Origin of the sequence: Nostoc sp. DedQUE12b (assembly GCF_034530835.1) — a bacterium.
GTDB lineage: Bacteria > Cyanobacteriota > Cyanobacteriia > Cyanobacteriales > Nostocaceae > Nostoc.
This window is the reverse complement of sequence record NZ_JAVRCI010000059.1, coordinates 16371-32082: the sequence shown is the minus strand read 5'-3', so window position 1 is coordinate 32082 and position 15712 is coordinate 16371. Positions and strand designations below refer to the sequence as shown.

12 protein-coding genes and 2 pseudogenes are annotated in these 15712 nt (G+C 43.6%); 6 read left to right on the top strand and 8 right to left on the bottom strand.

Annotation, left to right across the window (positions count from 1 at the left end; genetic code table 11):
• Positions 1-232: 232 nt before the first annotated feature.
• Complete coding sequence (gene rimI, locus RMY16_RS24090) at positions 233-784, bottom strand: ribosomal protein S18-alanine N-acetyltransferase (RefSeq protein WP_322668754.1); 552 nt, start codon at positions 782-784, stop codon at positions 233-235.
• A gap of 92 nt (positions 785-876) precedes the next feature.
• On the opposite strand from rimI, the gene lysA reads away from it, so the two are divergent.
• The 3 genes from lysA (at position 877) to RMY16_RS24075 (ending at position 4064) form a co-directional block, all read left to right on the top strand.
• Positions 877-2286 carry a diaminopimelate decarboxylase gene (lysA, locus tag RMY16_RS24085; protein ID WP_322738472.1) on the top strand — a complete coding sequence of 470 codons (1410 nt, stop codon included), beginning with the start codon at positions 877-879 and terminating at the stop codon, positions 2284-2286.
• 108 nt (positions 2287-2394) lie between these two features.
• The gene (gene cdaA / locus RMY16_RS24080) at positions 2395-3318 is read left to right on the top strand and encodes a diadenylate cyclase CdaA (protein WP_292782377.1); all 924 of its coding nucleotides are present in this window, start codon (positions 2395-2397) and stop codon (positions 3316-3318) included.
• Positions 3315-4064 carry an isoprenyl transferase gene (locus tag RMY16_RS24075; protein ID WP_322738471.1) on the top strand — a complete coding sequence of 250 codons (750 nt, stop codon included), beginning with the start codon at positions 3315-3317 and terminating at the stop codon, positions 4062-4064. Before cdaA ends, RMY16_RS24075 begins: the two co-directional genes overlap by 4 nt.
• Positions 4065-4129: 65 nt before the next feature.
• Here RMY16_RS24075 and RMY16_RS24070 read toward each other — a convergent pair whose 3' ends face one another.
• Positions 4130-5146 carry a potassium channel family protein gene (locus RMY16_RS24070; RefSeq protein ID WP_322705291.1) on the bottom strand — a complete coding sequence of 339 codons (1017 nt, stop codon included), beginning with the start codon at positions 5144-5146 and terminating at the stop codon, positions 4130-4132.
• Positions 5147-5573: 427 nt separating this feature from the next.
• Here RMY16_RS24070 and RMY16_RS24065 point away from each other — a divergent pair.
• The 3 genes and pseudogenes from RMY16_RS24065 to RMY16_RS24055 form a co-directional block, all read left to right on the top strand.
• A pseudogene (locus RMY16_RS24065) lies at positions 5574-5711 on the top strand (Uma2 family endonuclease); the annotation flags it as partial.
• A 373-nt stretch (positions 5712-6084) separates the two neighbouring features.
• Positions 6085-6321: a hypothetical protein gene (locus RMY16_RS24060; RefSeq protein ID WP_322738470.1), complete on the top strand. Its 237-nt coding sequence runs from the start codon at positions 6085-6087 to the stop codon at positions 6319-6321.
• A 454-nt stretch (positions 6322-6775) separates the two neighbouring features.
• The gene (locus RMY16_RS24055; protein ID WP_322738469.1) at positions 6776-8059 is read left to right on the top strand and encodes an aspartate aminotransferase family protein; all 1284 of its coding nucleotides are present in this window, start codon (positions 6776-6778) and stop codon (positions 8057-8059) included.
• A gap of 74 nt (positions 8060-8133) precedes the next feature.
• Here RMY16_RS24055 and RMY16_RS24050 read toward each other — a convergent pair whose 3' ends face one another.
• The 6 genes and pseudogenes from RMY16_RS24050 to pgmB form a co-directional block, all read right to left on the bottom strand.
• Positions 8134-8739: a DUF4129 domain-containing protein gene (locus tag RMY16_RS24050; RefSeq protein WP_322738468.1), complete on the bottom strand. Its 606-nt coding sequence runs from the start codon at positions 8737-8739 to the stop codon at positions 8134-8136.
• Positions 8740-8887: 148 nt separating this feature from the next.
• On the bottom strand, positions 8888-9376 hold the full coding sequence (locus tag RMY16_RS24045) for a DUF2243 domain-containing protein (RefSeq protein ID WP_322738467.1): 489 nt from the start codon (positions 9374-9376) through the stop codon (positions 8888-8890).
• 103 nt (positions 9377-9479) lie between these two features.
• Positions 9480-9873: pseudogene (locus tag RMY16_RS24040) on the bottom strand (pentapeptide repeat-containing protein).
• A gap of 100 nt (positions 9874-9973) precedes the next feature.
• Positions 9974-10411, bottom strand: a complete 438-nt coding sequence (locus RMY16_RS24035; protein WP_322738466.1) for an Rrf2 family transcriptional regulator — start codon at positions 10409-10411, stop codon at positions 9974-9976.
• A 183-nt stretch (positions 10412-10594) separates the two neighbouring features.
• Positions 10595-11944: an ATP-binding protein gene (locus RMY16_RS24030; RefSeq protein WP_322738465.1), complete on the bottom strand. Its 1350-nt coding sequence runs from the start codon at positions 11942-11944 to the stop codon at positions 10595-10597.
• 426 nt (positions 11945-12370) lie between these two features.
• Complete coding sequence (gene pgmB, locus RMY16_RS24025; RefSeq protein WP_322738479.1) at positions 12371-15376, bottom strand: beta-phosphoglucomutase; 3006 nt, start codon at positions 15374-15376, stop codon at positions 12371-12373.
• Between the last annotated feature and the right edge of the window lie 336 nt (positions 15377-15712).

The following is a 15712-nucleotide window of genomic DNA, read 5'->3' as shown; positions in this document are numbered from 1 at the left end:
TTTATTTTATATAAAACATTTAAATAAAAATAGGTGCAGCAAAGTTACATTTTTTTGCTGAAGCCGATCACAAGCCCCAATAATTCAAAATGACTCATACCCAACTAAATAGGTAGATTCAAATAAACCTAACTATATAACAAAATGTAAAACGTTCAAAACCCGTGTGATTGTCTCACTTTGCTTTGCTCCTTTGGCAATGACATAGTTATAAATTTCCTCGCCTACCTACTTACTTAAAAAGCAAGTGCCAAGAGGATTTTTCGAGGCGATCGCTGACAATGGAATACCATTGGTCTAAAGTTGCTTTAAATTTGCGGTGTTGTAAATCTGGGAGCCAAAGGATTAAAGCATCCTCATCGTTATCTTGGTAGTAACGCCGCCGCCGCCCAGCTGTTTTGAAGCCAAATTTTTGATATAAAGATATTGCCGCCAGGTTAGAAGCTCGGACTTCGAGGGTAGCTCGTTCCATTTTGCGATCGCAAGCTGTCTTAATAAGTGAATATAATAAAGCCGCACCCATTCCTTGACGGTGATATTGAGGATGAACCGCCAAAATTGTAATGTGCGCTTCATCTAAAATTGACCAAAAGCAACCCATTCCTAGCAAACTTGTGCTGGAGGACGGGGAAAATAAACCGAGTAAATCGCTGTTGGGACTATCCAATTCTCGTTTGTAGCCGTCTAGAGTCCAAAGTCCACCAAAACAAGCTTGATCGAGTTCCAGAATAGCACTGAGATTTTCTAATGTCAGTAATTTAATTTCTAAGTCTAATGAGATCACATTTATTGAATAACGTTACAAACCCTTTGTACACTGGGAATCGGGAGACAAACTCAAAGCCCGTAATTTGAACAAGGAAAATTTTTATAGTTATGGTATCGACTCACCCCACTGGGGTTCAACATTCTGGAAGTCAATATTTACCTCAAAGGCACGACACCAAGGCAAATCCATCGCCTAATCAAGAACTTTTACCTTTAACTGCCAGAGTCCATAATCATGACTCCCTGGAAATTGGTGGGTGTGATGTCACAACCCTAATTAAGCAGTTTGGTTCACCTTTATATATTTTAGATGAAGAAACCCTGCGTTCGGCTTGTCAGCAATACCGAGATGCTTTCAAGCAATACTACAAGGGTGAATCTCAAGTATTGTACGCCTCAAAAGCTTGGAATTGTTTAGCTGTTTGTGCGATCGCGGCATCAGAGGGTTTAGGAATTGATGTTGCATCAGGCGGTGAACTTTACACCGCGCTACAAGCAGGTGTCAATCCTGAGAAAATCTATCTTCATAACAACAATAAATCTCGTGAAGAACTGATTTTTGCCACTGAAGTCGGTTGTACTATTGTCGTGGATAACTGGCACGAGTTACGCACTTTGGTAGAAATTGTCGAGAGTGCAAATTCCCCCTCTGTACATCCTCGATTCCTGTTACGTCTGACCCCAGGTATTGAATGTCACACACATGAATATATCCGCACGGGGCAACTAGATAGTAAATTTGGCTTTGATCCAAATGAGTTAGAGGAATTATTTACTTTTGTCAGCAAACAGTCTTTTCTTAACTGCGTAGGATTACATGCTCATATCGGTTCCCAAATTTTTGAACGCCAACCACATCGAGATTTAGCCGCTCTGATGGTGCAGTGGTTACGAGAAGCGGCAAAGTATGGTTTAAAACTGACAGAATTAAATGTCGGTGGCGGTTTAGGGATTAAGTATATAGAATCAGACGATCCCCCTAGTATTGAAGAGTGGGTGAAACCGATTTGTGAAGTGATCCAAGAAGCTTGTGCAGCCGAAAATTTACCTTTGCCAAAATTATTGTGTGAACCAGGGCGATCGCTAATTGCCACAGCTTGCGTCACTGCTTATACTATTGGTTCATCCAAATTTATCCCAGAAATTCGTACCTACGTAGCAATTGATGGAGGAATGTCTGACAATCCCCGCCCGATTACTTACCAATCAGTTTATCGGGCAGTAGTTGCTAATAAAATGTCTTCACCTTTAACCCAAACAGTCACAATTGCTGGTAAACATTGTGAATCAGGAGATATTCTGATTCACAATGCTCTCCTCCCAAAGACTGAACCAGGAGATATTCTCGTAGTTATGGGAACTGGTGCGTACAATTACAGTATGGCATCTAACTACAACCGCTTGCCCCGACCGGCAGCAGTTGTTGTGGCGAATGGCGAAGCAAATTTAATTTTGCAACGTGAAACTTATCAAGACTTAATCCGACAAGATCGCCTACCAGAAAGGCTGAAGAAATAGTCATTTGTCCTTGGTCATTAGTCATTAGCCAGGAACTAATGACCAATGACTAATGACTAATGACTAATGACTAAATGTAATTAGAGGCAAAAGTTTAATCCAGATGTCATGAGAGATTGGTGGAAGCAATGGCTGACAAACCTGGGGTGGTCACAGTCCTTGCTACTTGGGACTCTGGATATTGTGTTAGTGCTGGCGCTGACGTACATGATACTAGTTATTATTAGTGAGCGCCGGACACTATGGATGGTGCGGGGATTCATTATCTTAATGCTAGCCTCAGCACTAAGTGGCAGATTCGGACTACCTCTGCTAAGTTTTGTACTAGAAAAGTTGGTGATTGGTTGTGCTGTGGCGATGGCAGTTGCTCTACAGTCAGAGTTTCGGCGGTTTTTGGAGCAATTGGGGCGTGGCGAATTCCGCCAGCTGTTTCAACCCGACCGTCTGGCAATCCCCAAATCTGATAGTGTAATTGATGAAATTGTTGAGGCTGTTAAAGAATTGTCAAAAAACCGCATTGGAGCTTTACTAATTGTGGAAACTACAGGGCCAATTGATGAGCGAGATTTTTCTGTACCAGGAGTAAAGCTAAATGCGGAAGTTTCTAAAGAACTAATCCAGACAATTTTTCAGCCGAAAACTCTGTTACACGATGGAGCGACATTGATTCGTGGCTCACGGATCGTGTCATCAGGTATAATTTTACCACTTTCGGGACGCACAGCCTCGCGCCAGTTGGGAACACGCCACCGGGCAGCAATGGGAATTACTGAGCGGGTCGAAAATTGCATTTGTGTCGTTGTCTCTGAAGAAACGGGTTCTATTTCCTTAGCGGAACGGGGAACCCTAAATAGACCGCTGACAATTAGGAAACTGAAAGAGTCATTAGAAGCTCTTTTGTCCCCAACCGTGGATCGGGAAGCTGTTGCTCCTGGTCTGTTGAGTTTCGTTCGTCGGATAGGTGGGAAGACACTAGCACTAGTTTCACGTTTACTCAGATTACCATCGACCGCTTCTCGAGATAAAAAATGACACTACAACAAACTAAACTACAAGATTTACCTACCGATTTAAAACGAGAATTATTGCCGCAGCACGTTGCGGTGATTATGGATGGTAATGGTCGATGGGCTAAACGTCAGGGTCTACCCCGAATTATGGGTCATAAACGAGGAGTAGACGCTCTTAAGGATTTACTTCGCTGTTGTCAGGATTGGGGAATTCAAGCGCTCACAGCTTATGCTTTTTCAACAGAGAACTGGAAAAGACCGCAGGAAGAAGTAGATTTTTTGATGACTCTGTTTCAAAGAGTTTTGCGCCAAGAACTGCGGGAAATGGTTGAAGAAAATGTTCAAATTAAGTTTGTAGGGAATTTGCAAGACCTGCCGCGATCGCTCCAACAAGAAATTTCCCGTTCAATGGAAGAAACTAAGAATAATCGTGGTATCCGCTTTTCGGTAGCAACTAATTATGGCGGACGGCAGGAAATTTTACAAGCTTGTCAGGCGATCGCAAAACAAGTCCAGCAAGGTGTGCTACAACCCAATGAAATTAATGAACAGGTGTTTGAGAGCCACTTATACACAGCTGGAATTACTGACCCAGATTTGTTAATTCGCACCAGTGGAGAAATGCGCCTTTCAAATTTTCTTCTCTGGCAAATGGCTTATGGAGAAATTTATATTACCGATGCTCTTTGGCCCGATTTTAACCGTGGCGAATTTCACCGCGCCTTGTGTGCCTACCAGCAACGGGAGCGGCGATTTGGGAAAGTCTAAATCTGTTTACGCAATTAGACTATACAAACAACATCTAATTAGTATAAAAAAGTACTTAAATAAAATCAACTATTTTTCGGTCGTCGCAGTTTCTTGGAATTCATTGGGCCGAGAATTTGATTCAGGCTACGCAATTGCTCTGCTGTACCCATACCAATTAGTCTGTCTCCCGACATTAAAATCGTATCGCCAGTGGGGCCACCGATTAAAGTTCCATCAACGCGGTGAATTGCCAGAACCAATGCTCCAGTTTGCGATCGCAATCTGGCCTTTTGCAAACTTTGACCCACAACAGGACAGAAAGCTGGATCGAGTAAAAATTCTTCCATATATAACTGGCGGTCTGCACCAGTCAAAATCCCATCTACAAAATCCAATACTTGGGGTCTGAGAGCCGCAGCAGCCATCCGCTTTCCACCAGTAATATAGGGGGATATCACTTCATCTGCACCACCGCGTCGTAACTTCTGCAAAGCTTCTTCTGTACTTGCCCGTGCGATCACCCGAATTCCTGAATTCAGCGTTTTTGCTGACAAGACGATATATAAATTTTCAGCATCAGAGGGAAGGGCTGCAACGATACACATCGCTCGTTCAATACCAACTTTTAGGAGTGTGTCATCTAATGTAGCGTCACCTTGGTATGCTGTGTAACCTTCAGTCTGTGCCCTTTGTATTGATTCTGTCTCCGAATCAATTACTACAAAAGCTACACCTTCTGTCCGAAATTCCTTGGCAATTTGCCGACCAGTCCGACTAAATCCACAGATGATGTAATGTTCTGATAGGGATTCCATTAACCGCCTCTGTTGTTGTAGCCGAATTCCTTCTTGAAAGTACCCTTGAATAATCGCTTCTGTAAATCTATTGACAATGTAACCGATATTGACTACACCTAACAAAATCAGGGCAATTGTAAACAATCGTCCTCGACTACCGAGTGGTTGCGTCTCTCCGTATCCCACAGTCGCCAAAGTGATAACTGTCATGTAAGCTGCATCTTCCCATGACCAGCCCTCCACTAACCAGTACCACAAAGTGCCAATCAAGAAAACACCACCAAGAGCGATCGCCCCAGCCATCAACTCTTTTTGGATACGTTGATATTTTTGCTCAAGTGTTGAGAATGAGGTAAAAATAGTACTTTGAACCTAATTTTTCTAGTTTTCTAGTAACTTTTTAATATTCGTCCTTTTTAGTATATTTAATCTCAGTAAGTGGGCAAGAATAAATCAAACTAAGTTACGCCATGTAAAATTAATTTGTCTTTTAGTACAGCTTTGCATTAATTTGTAGCGGTTTTAAATGCAAAGGAAGGCTGAAAGAAACGCAGAGGTACACAGAGGGATTCGCTATGAACTTACGAAATTATCTACTTAGCAAGGGCTGAAGCCGCTTACTACAAACCTTTAATTATTCATGCCCACTTACTTAGAAGTTATCTAAATAACTCATAACTACTTAGCTTTTTTCTGATTTTCAGCTTATAAGTTTCGCATTGAGGATTGACTAAAACTACCTTATGGCTGCCCCAAAACAACATTGGTAAAACCATCTGAAAGTGAATCCGCTTATTTACCAGATGTGCTGTTGTTAAACCGCCCCAATCTAGCAAATCAACCTCTGTGGAAAAAAGAATCTGCTCTAGGACTTACGCACTGTACAAATTTATTATCTTGTGCATCAACGAGAATACGTCGTTTCAAGCTTTAATCAATCATTCTTTGATAAATAGCGTAGGCGTAGCCCGCCGCAGGCATCGCCTAAAAAGTGTGGAAAAATCAAGGTTTAATGCCTGAAATCCATACCCATATTTAGTTTTTCTTGTTAATGCCTAAGTCCTATACTCTTACTCAAGCCGAGTCAATGGATAGGTAGTTTCTGAATGTGAGAGAGAAATAGGTAAGAAAAGTGGGTTAAGTGGAAAAAGTAGGTAGTTTTGTATAAAAACCTTACTAGCTTGTTGATATGTGGTAATATGATGTACTCAATACAAAATTATGTATTTTTAGAGAAACTCATGGCTAATATCAAAATCGCTGATTTACACAAAATTGATACAAAAGCCCCAGTGATGGAAGAAGTGTCCGAAGAGGAAATAAGGGCAGTGATGGGAGGAGCAAAAGATGGAATACAGAACGATTTTGCAGGGACAGGGTTTATGTTCAGTATAGGCAACCTTGTCGTGAGCGGTGGAAGCATAGTGAAGTTGTTTAACGAGAATTCTGATAATATAGCAGATCCAAATAGTGTATAACTTCCGTCATAAAAGTAGTCAATAGTTTTGAAAATAAATAATAGTTAAAAAACTAATACCTTTTGGGAGCTTTCCTAGAGGGTATTAACTATGATGAAGTGATTTCAGTTGAACAATGTTACAGTTTTCCCAGACACAGCAAAGGTACGTCATTTGCCCTAGTACCATCAGAATCGTAGACTAGTGTTTGACGAGTCAGGCTTGGACATCAGTGAGAAAACCCCTACACTCTACCCAAAATTGGGACAGGCTGTGCCTATGGAAATTGCCTGTCGCTCATACTCTTGCTCAAGCGTTGAGTACAAAATTTTTTTCACCACCGCCAGGCATTTGAGGTCATATAAACGTTAGTTTAAGAAGAAGTACGAGTTGTGCTAAATAAAAAGTATTTTTTAGGGATTTCTAGGAAACTAGTAAATAACTATATAATGAAAAACTTTCAGGAGGAGCGGTAGTGAGCCTACAAACTCTCGTTGACCAAGCCACCATCCCCCCAGATTCAGGGTCTGTAGCATCTAGTCCCTTTGATACAGATAGCTTTAATGAAGCTGTCATGTCTACCTACGCCCGGTTTCCCTTAGCCCTAGAACGGGGTGCTGGATGCCGGGTTTGGGATACGCAGGGACGAGAATATCTGGACTTTGTAGCGGGAATTGCTACTTGTACTTTGGGACATGCCCACCCAGCAATGGTAGAAGCGGTAACACGCCAAATCCAAAAGCTGCACCATGTCTCTAATTTGTATTACATTCCTGAGCAAGGTGAATTGGCAAAATGGCTTGTCGATCGTTCCTGTGCCGATCGCGTATTTTTCTGCAACTCTGGAGCTGAAGCTAACGAAGCCGCAATTAAACTGGCGCGGAAATACGCTCACACAGTATTAGACATTGAAAAACCGATTATTTTAACCGCCAATGCCAGTTTCCACGGACGGACTTTGGCAACCATTACCGCTACAGCACAACCGAAGTATCAAAAATACTTCGATCCCTTGGTTCCTGGGTTCCACTACGTAAATTACAACGATATTAACGCTGTGGAAGTAGCGATTAGCGAGTTGGATGAAGGCGATTATCGGGTAGCAGCAATTCTGATCGAGCCATTGCAGGGAGAAGGCGGTGTACGTCCAGGAGATGTTGCCTATTTCAAAAAGCTCCGGCAAATTTGCGATGAAACTGGCATTTTATTGATTTTCGACGAAGTGCAAGTAGGTATGGGGCGCAGTGGCAAATTATGGGCTTACGAACACCTCGGTGTTGAACCGGATATTTTCACCAGTGCTAAAGGCTTAGGTGGTGGTGTCCCCATCGGTGCAATGATGAGCAAGAAATTTTGCGATGTTTTTCAACCAGGGGAACACGCCAGCACTTTTGGCGGCAATCCTTTTGTGTGTGGTGTGGCACTCAGTGTTTGCCAAACATTGGAACGGGAAAATATTTTGCAGAATGTGCAAGACAGGGGCGAACAGTTGCGAACTGGATTAAAAGCGATCGCAGCTAAATATCCTCAGCACATTGGCGAAGTTCGGGGTTGGGGTTTAATCAACGGTTTGGAGTTACGAGCCGACATCGAGATAACCGCAGCCGATGTCGTCAATGCTGCCATCAAGGAAGGTGTATTGCTAGTACCAGCCGGGCCAAAAGTAGTCCGGTTTGTGCCACCATTAATTGTTACAGAGGCGGAAGTCAACACTGCCTTGCAAGCTGTAGACAAGGCGATGTCTAACGACAAGCCGTAGAACGTCTACGCTATTCTTACCAAATAGAATATTGTTTGTTTTGTGTAGAGACGTTGCATTGCAACGTCTCTTTTTCATTCTGGGGAAATTTCTCGATAAGCTTGCCGACACTGCTCATAATTGTCTGGCAAAATCTCAGCATTACCAAAACATAATTGCTCGTGAGTAGTAATTAAAGTTTCATAAGGCTGTATGGGAGTCACAGACGATCGCAGCAATTGCAAATATTCTCCATCAGTACGGCTGAGTTTGTGGGGTGCGATCGCATTTTTATCCAACTGCTGCAACATCGCTAAATAAACACAACGGCAAGCCTCACGGTAGTTACCTTGACGATAAAATTCTTGCGATCGCTCCAACAAAAGCGCGATAGATGAATCATTAGAGCGAGTTTTGACGCGAAAATCAGTGAGATTGCCACTTCTATTTAGCCAAGAATATATATAGGGACTGAATTCTCGCCATAATCGCCAACCCACCCACGCTACAAATAATCCCAGTACCAACCAAAACAGGAATTTCAACAATTCACCAAGCCAAGGGCTAATTGACCATCCAGTAGGCAATTCTGGTAAAGCCCGTTCAAAGCGGTAAAACTGGTATTCCCACCATTCACCCGCTTGTTGTTGGAATTGAGACAAATGCCAACTCCAGCTAGTTTTTTCAAAAGTATCTGTCATAGAGGAGAGTGGGGAGTGGAAAAGCAGGGGGCAGAAGTGCAAGAAAGCAGGGGAGCAGGGGAGAAGTTGCAGTAAGTTTTATCCCTCTGCTTCTCTGATCCTTTGCACCTCTGGCTGTTTTCAATGCCCCATGACCAATGACCAATGACTAATGACTAATGACTGTTGACTCTTTTTTTATCATTAGCCAGCCGATGACAACAAGTAGGGCACCCAATGCAAGAAATCCTAAATCCCAAGCTAACTCATTTGGGCCTGGTTTGACATGATGAACACCGAGAATTTGGTGGTCAATTAAACCTTCAATAAAGTCGAACAACCCAGTCCCAATTAGTATTGATCCAATAAAGGTTTGTGATGACCAAGGAACATCATCACGTCTTCCAGCACGCCATAGTAGCACAAGTCCTGCCACGGTGAATACCCAATCTAAGGTATGAAACAATCCATCCCACACCATGTTCAAATCTATATTCGCCCTGTTTGTCAGAGGTCTAATGTTACTAAGCATGTGATGCCACTGGAGGATTTGATGCAGTAAAATTCCATCAATAAACCCTCCAAGACCCACACCAAGAAAAATTCCAGCAGTAATTAGTGGTGCGCGTCGGTTGAGGGTTTCACTTTTCGCCTCCATTGTCAACCTCATAGATAGGCTTTTTTACCAAAATACAACTCTTTTGAGAGAAATATCTTCTATCTTGAGGTCAGTACGATTGTTTAACTTACATTAATCAATCTTAAAATTTAATCTGCATACCCGCTTTCACTGGATCGAAATCTTGGGGGAAATGGGTGTTGCGTTGGCGTAGCCTACCATAGGTAATCGTAGTCTGCTTTTTCCAGGTTCGCTCCTTTGAGAGCGGTTTAGCGGAGATTCGCTGACATCAATAATGCTCCCCTAAGATCGGCATTCTTTAAATTAGCTTGACTAAGAAAAGCATTGCTCAAATCAGTTCCCCTCAAATTAGCAGTACTCAGGTTAGCTTCACTCAAGTCAGATCCTTTCAAGTTAATACCTTGCAAATCAGCATTACCCAGTTCTGCTTTACTAAAGTTCCGTTTTCCTGCTGCATAACTCTCCACGATAGTAGCGGCACTATTTATAGGCTGTTGAAAATTGACTTCAGGCATATAACAGCGTCACAGATTGCTCGTTCTTACTTTCATCTTTTCCTTTTAATTACGAATTACGAATTACGAATTACGAATTACGAATTAGTAATTATACTTCCTAAATGTAATACATTAGTTCCTTCTGTTGTCGGATCGATCTTCGTTCACAAAGGTCTTGGAGTGTATATTTTTCCAAAACAGAGTTAGCAGCCTGGCGTGCTTCTTGCCACACTTCCTGAATTAGCTCACCTTCTACCGTGTTGGGAGGAGGCTCAGAAGGAGAGACCACAATATCTGATCCTTCCATGCAGCTAAAAGCATCCAACACTGTAATTTTTCCGGGATCTCGTGCCAGAACATAGCCACCTTTGGCTCCGCGTATACTCTTAATTAAACCTCCACGTCTTAATGTCGCTAGGAGTTGTTCTAAATAGCGGTTCGGGATGTCTTGCAAAGCCGCTATCTCTCGAATTTGTAGGGCTTCACCGTTAGGGTAGCAGGTTGCTAACTCTAACAGGGCTAGAAGTGCGTATTCTGATTTGTTAGAGATTACCACAGGCGTAATATTTTAAGCTCATATTTAAAGATACAAAGTCTTTGAGTTTGTTTCCCTAAGCTACTGCGAAGAAAAACTTTACAATCAACCTATTGTTGACCGGCTTACTCCACTTTAAAGACCTTCTAGCATACAAGCAATTACTTTTGTTTTTAAATTCGATAAATAAAAGTGATTGATTAGTTATACATGGAAATTTATTGAAAATGGCAGAATAACTGTAAAGGTAGTTCCCGCATCGATCGCACTTTCAACTGTAATCTCGCCGCCGTGTAAATCTACAGCCTGCTTGACAATGGACATCCCTAATCCCATTCCTGGGATATTGGCTGTATTACTAGCGCGATGGAAGGGTTCAAAGATATGTTCAATGTCAGCAGCGGGAATGCCAATACCAGAGTCTTGAGTCTGGAATATAGCTTGCTCGTTGGCAGTGGTTACAGAAAACCTAACTGTACTGCCAATAGGAGAGTATTTTAGACAATTTGAGAATAAATTACTTAAGATTTGCCGTAGTAGTTTCGCGTCTAAGTTAGCTTCTGTACATTGGCACTCACTGCTAAAAGCGATCGCATGTTGTGAGCGATCGCTCTGTTGTAATTCTTCTAATAAATCGCGGCAAAACTCCACCAAATTTATGGGTGTTGGATTAAACTCTAACTTGCCTGTTTCATCCTGACTCACCATCAATACATCATTCAACAACTGGGTTATATGCATCACTGATGCTTGAATACGACGCAGGTGGGTTTGTTGTCGGTGTTCGCTCCAGAGGTGGCGATAATGTTCTAGTAGTTCCGCAGAAGAGTGGATCGTAGCCAAAGGGGTGCGAAACTCATGGGAAGTGATGGTGAGCAAGCGGGATTTAAGTTCGCTAAACTCCCTTTCTTTCGCAAGTGCTTGTCGCATCGCCTCTTCTGCCCATTGCAGCTTGGCTTGGGTTCGCTTGCTTTCGCTAATGTCGCGCAATAGCCAGCGCAGACTAACTAACTCACTAGATTGATTACGGATAGCAGCAACCTTAACCGCAGCCATAATAGGTGTTTTGTCACGCGGCCGCAGGGTTACTTCCCACTCTTGCATTTTCCAGTCTGGGAATTGGGCGCGATCGCGCAGATGATTTAGTTTCAAATGAAAAGCAATTATTTCTTTCTCAAGTACAAAAATCCCTATGGATGTGCCCAACAACGAACTTTTAGAAATGTTGAGCAGAGTGGTGGCGGCTGAGTTAGCTTCCTGAATTATCCCTTTTGTATCAGTCACAAAATAAGCGTCTGGTACTTCCTCAAATAGTTCTTGGTAGCGTTGACCTTGTGCTACCAAAGCCTGTTGAGTTTTGGATAATTCTTCATTCTGCTGCTTTAAATCTTCATTTACTAGTTGCAGTTCTTCCAAAGCGAGGTAAACTTCTTTGAATACTGCGTTGACGAGTTCAATATCTGCTTGTGCTTTTTGCTGTTCGCTCTGGCGTTGCAAGAGGGCGACGCGCTTACGCATATTCTCTATCTGCAAAGCTAAATCGTCCAAATTCACGCTCTTGCTCCTAATTTCTAAAGTGGGGTTTTGTTTTAGATTCCCTATTTAGACGATCTTAGCTTTTGGAGTTTAGCAATTATTAGCAATTTCAGCGTAGTTTTAACGTGAGTTCGACGAGTGCTGTTTTGACCTCTCCCCCAGCCCATTTCCTACGAAAAGAGGGGAGCAAAAACCCTATTTTATCGTTACTCCTTCCTCTCCTTACGGAGACGCAACGCGTTCGCCTTTTAGGAGAGGGAGGCTGGGAGGGAGAGGTCTGTTGAACTCACGTAGTTTTAGTAATTTTAGTTCTTTGGGGTAATTAGGACTGAATACAGCAGAATTCAGAAGTAAAATGCTCTTTGTACCTAGCTTTAAGACGAATCGTTGTGTATTTAACCTTCTTTCAAATCTGCTGTAAGTAATTAAGCGGTTTTCATTTGTTCACTGTTTTTGTCTGGAAATGTTACTCAATTGCTCTCGTAGGTCTGCCCATTTAATACCTTCTAGGCTAGGCAAAACAATATGAGCGGCTCCAACTCGTTCAACAGGGCCGAGTCCTACTGCCCACATCCCAGCGGCTAGAGCGGCTTCAACACCTGCTGCGGCATCTTCTACAACCACAGATTGCGCTGGTTCGATTCCTAGCTGCTTGGCTGCGTACAGAAATAGGTCGGGTGCTGGCTTGGGTTCTTGTACACTGTAACCGTCTGCGATCGCATCTACTTTGTCCACAATGCCCAATCGCTCTAGTACGGGGCGGGCATTTTTACTCGCTGAACCAATACCGATCTTAATACCAGCTTGCCGTAGTTCATCCAGTAAGGCGATCGCACCTGGCAATAAATCCTGGGGTGTCATGTTTTGGATCAATTCGACGTAATAGCGATTCTTACGCTCCATCATCTCCTCGATTTGTGCTTCCGAATACGCTCTATCCCCAATAATCAACATCAGGGAAGCACGACGAGATACACCCCGCAAGGCTTCGTTAGCCTCCCGATTAAACGGTATACCCTCTTCATCTGCTAGCTTTTGCCAAGCTAGATAGTGAAGTTCTGCTGTATCTGTTAGCACACCATCTAAATCAAAGATAAATCCTTGGATGTTGGGCATGGGCGAGGGTTCATGGGAAACAAGAGGCAGCGGAGGGGAAAAACTTACTGCAACTTCTCCCCCGCTCCCCTGCTCCTCGGTCACTGAGCGTAGCCGAAGTGCTGCCCCCCTGCTCCCTTGCCCCCCTACCCCCAATTCCCCATGCAAATCGAAGTCATGCCATGTCCCGCGCCAGTGCAGTTTAAACTTCAGGCGCGTCCAGCCAGGGGGAAGATGCGGATTGGCTACAGGGCCATTTTCAGTTAGCTGGATGCCACCGAATCCAAAAATTACAGCTTGCCAAATACCCCCTGCACTAGCGCCGTGAATTCCATCGTTGGTGTTACCTCGGTTATCTTCAAGATCCACCATTAACGCCCGCATAAACTGTTCGTAAGCTTCGGTTGATTTGCCCAAGTCTGAAGCTAAGATGGCCTGAACTGCTGGCCCAAGGGACGAACCATAAGTAATATCAGTGCGGGGTGCGTAGTAGTCCCAGTTTGTCTGCAACGCTTTTTCGTTATAGGGAAAATCTGCTGATTCCCGCATTAAATATAGGAGCATTAATATATCTGGTTGCTTGATTACTTGATATTTGTTGATTTGATTGACACCTAAGATGGCTTGCATAGAGCGATCGCGTGGTTCGTAATCTGCTAAATTGATATCTTCCGATTGGAAAAATCCCTCGAACTGCTCGATTAGTTCTGTTGATGGGTCATAGAGAAACAAGATTTTAGCGATGATATCTTGCCAGTGCGATCGTTCCTCTGGGGTGAGCTTTAGTTTCTGTTCTAGTTCGCTGGCTCGTTCGGGGAATTTGTCAGCCAACCAATCATAAATTGCGATCGCTTTCTCTAAATGCCATTGCGCCATCCGGTTTGTAAAGGCGTTGTTGTGGACGAATTCATGGTATTCATCTGCTCCAATGACTCCCCGAATTTCATACCGTTCGCGCTCAGGATTGAATTCGACTCGACTACCCCAAAAGATCGCTGCATCTAAGATAATCTCTGCGCCACACTTTTGCATCCAGTCATCATCACCAGTCGCTTGCCAGTAGTTCCAGACTGCGTAGGGGATATCTGCATTGATATGAATTTCGCGATCGCGGCACCAAATCCGCACGTCTTCACCATAAAAATCACTGCCGATAGCCCAACGTGGTGTGACTTCATCTCCGGTATCAGCACTTTCCCAGGCAAACATTGCCCCTTTATACCTATAATGGGCTGCCTTGCGTCTAGCTCCGGGTAAAGTGTGCCAACGGTAACTGAGTAAATTGCGGGCGATCGCTGGTTGGGTAAACAGAAACAAGGGCTGCATAAAAATTTCTGTATCCCAAAAGATATGACCGCGATAGCCAAATCCAGAAAGGGTTTTAGCAGGAATGCTTACCTTGTCATCATCCCGTGGTGCCGCAATCAGCAGTTGAAACAGATTGTAGCGAACAGCAAAAGTAGCTGTACTATCGCCTTCGATGAGGATGTCACTTTGCTGCCAAACCTCATCCCACGCTTGTTCATTGGCTTTTAGTAACGTTTCATAGTCTGGCAGGTGCGCAAGTTTTTCTTGAGCAGCTGGCACTGGTGTGTCAATCTCCCGCGAGGTAAAAACTGTGACAATTTTTTCTACAGTTACAGTCTGTTGTGTCTTAGCCAAGAAGGTCGTGCTTAAGGTCGGATAACCAGGTGCGGTATTGACTTGCAAAGATGCTTCGGTGCCTAATATTGTCACCTTAGCTGCCATACCGAGTTCAATTCGGGAACTGCGGGTACGGCGTTGCAACCAGATTCCTTGGTCGATTTTGCCCTGATCTAGTCCTTCCCAGTGATTAAAACCCTGATTTTCTGGATAGCCATTGATACTAGCTTGAACTTCGATTACCCCCTCAAAATCTACTGGGGTGATATGGCAGCGTAACGCCAACACATGCGGATCTGCAAGACTAGCAAAACGTTCAAAGCTGATGTCTATGGTATCGCCACTGGGAGAGCGCCAACGCACCGTCCGGATCAATAGTCCTTGGCTTAAATCAAGTTGGCGATTGTAGCGTAGTATCTCACCTTGATCGAGACGGAAGCGATCGCCGTTTACAATCACTATCAAAGGTAGCCAGTCAGGGCAATTTACCAGTTCAGTGTAAACTACAGGCACATCATCGTAGACACCGTGGATAAAAGTAGCTGGCGATGCATGAGGATAACCTTCCTCAAAACTGCCTCTTGTTCCCAGGTATCCATTACCGATCGTAAAGACGGTTTCTTTGGAGTGCAATTGCTCAGGATCAAACTGGGTTTCGATTAATATCCAGTCTGTGTAAATAAAATGGCGAGAACGACCTTTTGTTTGCATAAGTTGAGAGTGGGGATTTTGAGTCTTTGAGCTAGATGAACGGAGTTCAGAGGTGGATGAACGGAGTTCTGAGGTGGATTCATCCAGTTCAGAGGTGGATGAACAGAGTTCAGAGGTGGATGAACGGAGTTCCGAGGTGGATTCATCCAGTTCAAAGGTGGATGAACGGAGTTCAGAGGTGGATGAACGGAGTTCCGAGGTGGATTCATCCAGTTCATAGGTGGATGAACGGAGTTCAGAGGTGGATGAACGGAGTTCAGAGGTGGATTCATCCAGTTCATAGGTGGATGAACGGAGTTCAGAGGTGGATTCATCCAGTTCAGAGGTGGATTCATC

Coding starts and splice junctions, on each gene's coding strand:
- RMY16_RS24045 (WP_322738467.1), bottom strand. CDS start 9,376: ATGGAGGCGAAAAGTGAAACCCTCAACCGACGCGCACCACTAATTACT.
- RMY16_RS24060 (WP_322738470.1), top strand. CDS start 6,085: ATGGCTAATATCAAAATCGCTGATTTACACAAAATTGATACAAAAGCC.
- RMY16_RS24075 (WP_322738471.1), top strand. CDS start 3,315: ATGACACTACAACAAACTAAACTACAAGATTTACCTACCGATTTAAAA.
- pgmB (WP_322738479.1), bottom strand. CDS start 15,376: ATGCAAACAAAAGGTCGTTCTCGCCATTTTATTTACACAGACTGGATA.
- RMY16_RS24050 (WP_322738468.1), bottom strand. CDS start 8,739: ATGACAGATACTTTTGAAAAAACTAGCTGGAGTTGGCATTTGTCTCAA.
- RMY16_RS24070 (WP_322705291.1), bottom strand. CDS start 5,146: ATGGCTGGGGCGATCGCTCTTGGTGGTGTTTTCTTGATTGGCACTTTG.
- cdaA (WP_292782377.1), top strand. CDS start 2,395: ATGAGAGATTGGTGGAAGCAATGGCTGACAAACCTGGGGTGGTCACAG.
- lysA (WP_322738472.1), top strand. CDS start 877: ATGGTATCGACTCACCCCACTGGGGTTCAACATTCTGGAAGTCAATAT.